The organism is Melaminivora alkalimesophila (assembly GCF_000282995.1).
In the GTDB taxonomy this organism is placed as follows: Bacteria; Pseudomonadota; Gammaproteobacteria; order Burkholderiales; family Burkholderiaceae_C; genus Melaminivora; species Melaminivora alkalimesophila.
Window position 1 is genome coordinate 1 of sequence record NZ_ALEE01000397.1, and the last position, 4,101, is coordinate 4,101.

2 protein-coding genes are annotated in these 4,101 nt (G+C 74.2%); both read left to right on the forward strand.

Annotated features, from left to right (window positions below):
- Positions 1-1,499: ATP-dependent DNA ligase (locus A612_RS07645; protein ID WP_019373915.1), on the forward strand; the 1,499-nt coding region annotated here is incomplete at its 5' end.
- On the forward strand, positions 1,496-4,101 hold a 2,606-nt coding region (locus tag A612_RS07650; RefSeq protein ID WP_019373916.1), incomplete at its 3' end, for a ligase-associated DNA damage response DEXH box helicase. The genes A612_RS07645 and A612_RS07650, both read left to right, overlap by 4 nt.

Here is a 4,101-nt window from a genome sequence, read left to right on the forward strand (position 1 = left end):
CCGCCGGCCTGCCTGAGTGGCTGTTCGACGAGTGCCACGAGGCGGTGGGCGACCTGGCCGAGACGATTGCGCTGCTGCTGCCGGCGCCCACCGGCGCGCACGAGCTGCCGCTCGCGGCCTGGATGGCGCAGCACCTGCTGCCGCTGCGTGGCCTGCCGCCCGAGGCGCTGGCCGAGCGCCTGTCCGCGCAGTGGAACCTGCTCGCGCCCGAGGAGCGGCTGGTCTATTTCAAGCTGATCACCGGCGCGTTTCGCGTCGGCGTGTCGAAGCTGCAGGTCACGCAGGCACTGGCGGCCGTCAGCGGCGTCGATGCCAAGCGCATCGCGCAGCGCCTGATGGGCTACACGCACATCGGCGCGCGGCCCGGCGCCGCGGATTACGCCCGCCTGGTCCAGCCCGAAGATGCGCTGGAGGAGGCCAGCGCCCGGCGCGAGGCCAGCGGCCATCCCTACCCGTTCTTCCTGGCGCACCCCTTCATGCTGCCTGTGGAGCAGATGGGCGACGCCCTGGGCGATCCGCAGGACTGGCTGGTCGAATGGAAATGGGACGGCATCCGCGCCCAGCTGGTGCGCCGCGCGGGCGGCACCTGGGTCTGGTCGCGCGGCGAGGAGCTGGTCAGCGAGCGCTTCCCCGAGCTGCAAGACCTGGGCGATGCGCTGCCGGACGGCACGGTGATCGACGGCGAGATCCTGGTCTGGCGCCACGCCGCGCCGGACGAGGACGGCCCAGGCCAGGTGCGCCCCTTCGCCGACCTGCAAAAGCGCATCGGCCGCAAGACCCTGTCGCCCAAGATCCTGCGCGAGCTGCCGGTGGTGCTGATGGCCTACGACCTGCTGGAGGAGGGCGGCGAGGACCTGCGCGCGCTGCCGCAGCACGCGCGCCGTGCGCGGCTGGACGCGCTCATCGCCGTTGCCAACCACCCCACACTGCTGGCCAGCCCGCTCCTGCACGGCAGCAGCTGGGAGGACCTGGCGCGCCAGCGCCAGGGCGTGCGCGCCCGGGGCGTGGAAGGGATGGTGCTCAAGGCCCGCCAAGCGCAATACGGCGTGGGCCGCACCAAGGACGTGGGCGTGTGGTGGAAATGGAAGATCGACCCCTTGAGCGTCGACGCCGTGCTGATCTACGCGCAGCGCGGCCACGGCCGGCGCGCCAGCCTCTACACCGACTACACCTTCGCGGTGTGGGACCGCCCGCAAGGAGCGCCGGAGCGCGCGCTGGTGCCGTTTGCCAAGGCCTACTCGGGCCTGACGGATGCCGAGATCGCCCAGGTGGACGCGATCATCCGCAGGACCACGGTGGAGAGTTTCGGACCGGTGCGCAGCGTGCGCCCGACGCTGGTGTTCGAGCTGGGCTTCGAGGGCATCGCGCGCAGCAGCCGGCACAAGAGCGGCATCGCCGTGCGCTTCCCGCGCATGCTGCGCTGGCGGCAGGACAAGCCGGTGGCCGAGGCGGACACGCTGCAGACGCTGGCGGCCCTGTTGCCGCCCGGGGCCGCATGAGCCGCGCAGCGGGCCGCGATGGCAGGGCAGGGCGCGCAGCCCTGCGCCGCGCCGTGGCAGGCTGGTTCGCCGCACGCGGCTGGCGCAGCTTCGCCTTCCAGCGCGAGGTCTGGCGCGCCATGGCCGCCGGGCGCTCCGGCCTGTTGCACGCCACCACCGGCGCGGGCAAGACCTATGCCGTGTGGCTCGGGGCGCTGCAGGCGCTGGCTTCCCGGCCCGCCGCCGCGGAGCGTTCGGCCGAGCCGCTGACGGTGCTGTGGATCACGCCGATGCGGGCCCTGGCGGCCGACACGCTCAGGGCCCTGGCGCAACCGGTCGCCGAGCTGGCGCCGCAGTGCCCGGCGCTGGCGCGCTGGACGCTGGCCGCGCGCACCGGCGACACGGCCAGCGGCGAGCGCAGCGCGCAGGCGCGCCGCCTGCCCACCGTGCTGGTGACCACGCCCGAGAGCCTGTCGCTGCTGCTGGCGCGCGCCGACGCGCGCGAGCAGCTGTCGCAGCTGCGGCTGGTGGTGGCCGACGAATGGCACGAGCTGCTGGGAACGAAACGCGGCGTGCAGCTGCAGCTGGCGCTGGCGCGGCTGGCGACCTGGAATCCGCAGCTGATGGCCTGGGGCATGTCGGCCACGCTGGGCAACCTGCCGGAGGCCATGGACACGCTGCTCGCGCCGCTGGCGCTGCCGGCGGGCGGAGTGCTGGTGCAGGGCCGCATCGACAAGCGGCTGGTGGTGGACACGCTGCTGCCCGATGCGCCCGAGCGTTTCTCCTGGGCCGGGCACCTGGGCCTGCGCATGCTGCCGGCGGTGGTGCGCGAGCTGGAGGCGAGCCGCACCACCCTGGTCTTCGTCAACGTGCGCTCACAGGCCGAGCAGTGGTACCAGGCGCTGCTGGATGCGCGCCCTGACTGGGCCGGGCAGATCGCCATCCACCACGGCTCGCTCGACCGCGCGGTGCGCGAGTGGGTGGAGGCGGGGCTGAAGGACGGCAGCCTGCGCGCCGTGGTCGCGACCTCCAGCCTGGACCTGGGGGTGGACTTCGCGCCCGTGGAGCGCGTGCTGCAGATCGGCTCGGCCAAGGGCGTGGCGCGCCTCTTGCAGCGCGCCGGGCGCTCCGGGCACGCGCCCGGGCGGCCCTCGCGCATCACCCTGGTGCCCACGCACAGCCTGGAGATCGTCGAGGCGGCGGCCGCGCGCGCCGCGGTGCGTGCCGGCCAGGTGGAGTCGCGCGCCTCGCCCGAGCAGCCCATCGACGTGCTGGTGCAGCACCTGGTCACCGTCGCCCTGGGCGGAGGCTTCGAGCCCGAGGCGCTGTACCGGGAGGTGCGCCGCAGCCGCGCCTACCGGCAGCTCTCGCGGCAGGCGTGGGAGTGGTGCCTGGGCTTCGTCTCGGGCGGCGGGCAGGCGCTGGCCGCCTACCCGGACTACCGGCGGGTGGTGGTGGACGAGGAGGGCCTCTGGCGCATGCCCGATGCGCGCCTGGCGCGCCGCCACCGCGCCAACATCGGCACCATCGTGAGCGACGCCAGCATGGCGGTGCAGATCCTGCACGGTGCGCGGCTGGGGTCGATGGAAGAAAGCTTCCTGTCGCGCCTGGCCCCGGGCGACTGTTTCGTCTTCGCCGGGCAGGTGCTGGAGCTCGTGCGCATCGAACAGATGACGGCCTTCGTGCGCCGCGCGCCGCGCACGCGTGCCACCGTGCCGCGCTGGGCTGGCTCGCGCATGCCGCTGTCCACCGTGCTGGCGGACTTCGTGGTGCGCGAGCTGGCGCAGGCCGCAGCCGGGCACTACCGCAGCCCCGAGCTGCGCGCCGTGCGGCCGCTGCTGCAGCTGCAGGCGCGCTGGTCGCAGCTGCCCACGCCGGACACGCTGCTGGCCGAGACGCTGCGCACGCGCGAGGGCTGGCACCTGTTCCTCTATCCCTTCGCCGGCCGGCACGCGCACCTGGGGCTGGCGAGCCTGCTGGCGTGGCGCGCGGCGCAGCAGCAGCCCGGCACCTTCTCCATCGCGGTCAACGACTATGGCCTGGAGCTGCTCAGCGCCGAGCAGCGGGACTGGGCCGCGCTGCTGCCGCAGCTGCTGCACGCCGGTCCCGGGCCGGCACCGGCCGCAGGCACGCCGGCGCCGCGCAGCACGGCCCATGTCCGGCCGCAGGAGGGGCCGCAGGCCGAGGACCCGGCGCGGCGCGCACTGCTGCACGAGCTGCTGGCCAGCCTGAATGCCACCGAGATGGCGCGCCGGCGCTTTCGCGAGATCGCCCGCGTGGCGGGCCTGATTTTCCAGAGCCACCCGGGCGAGCAGCGCAGCGCGCGCCAGCTGCAGGCCTCGGCGCAGCTGTTCTTCGAGGTCTTTCGCAAGTACGACCACGCCAACCTGCTGCTGCGCCAGGCCAGCGAGGAGGTGCTGCGCCAGGAGCTGGACGTGGGTGCCATCCAGGCGGCGCTGCAGCGCATGCGGGCGCAGCGGCTGGCGGTGCATGCGCTGCTGCGCCCCGGGCCGCTGGCCTTTCCGCTGATGGTCGAACGCTTTCGCGAAAAACTCAGCAACGAAGCGCTGGCCGACCGCATCGCGCGCATGCTGGGCGCGCTGGAGGCGGCGGCCGATGCGCG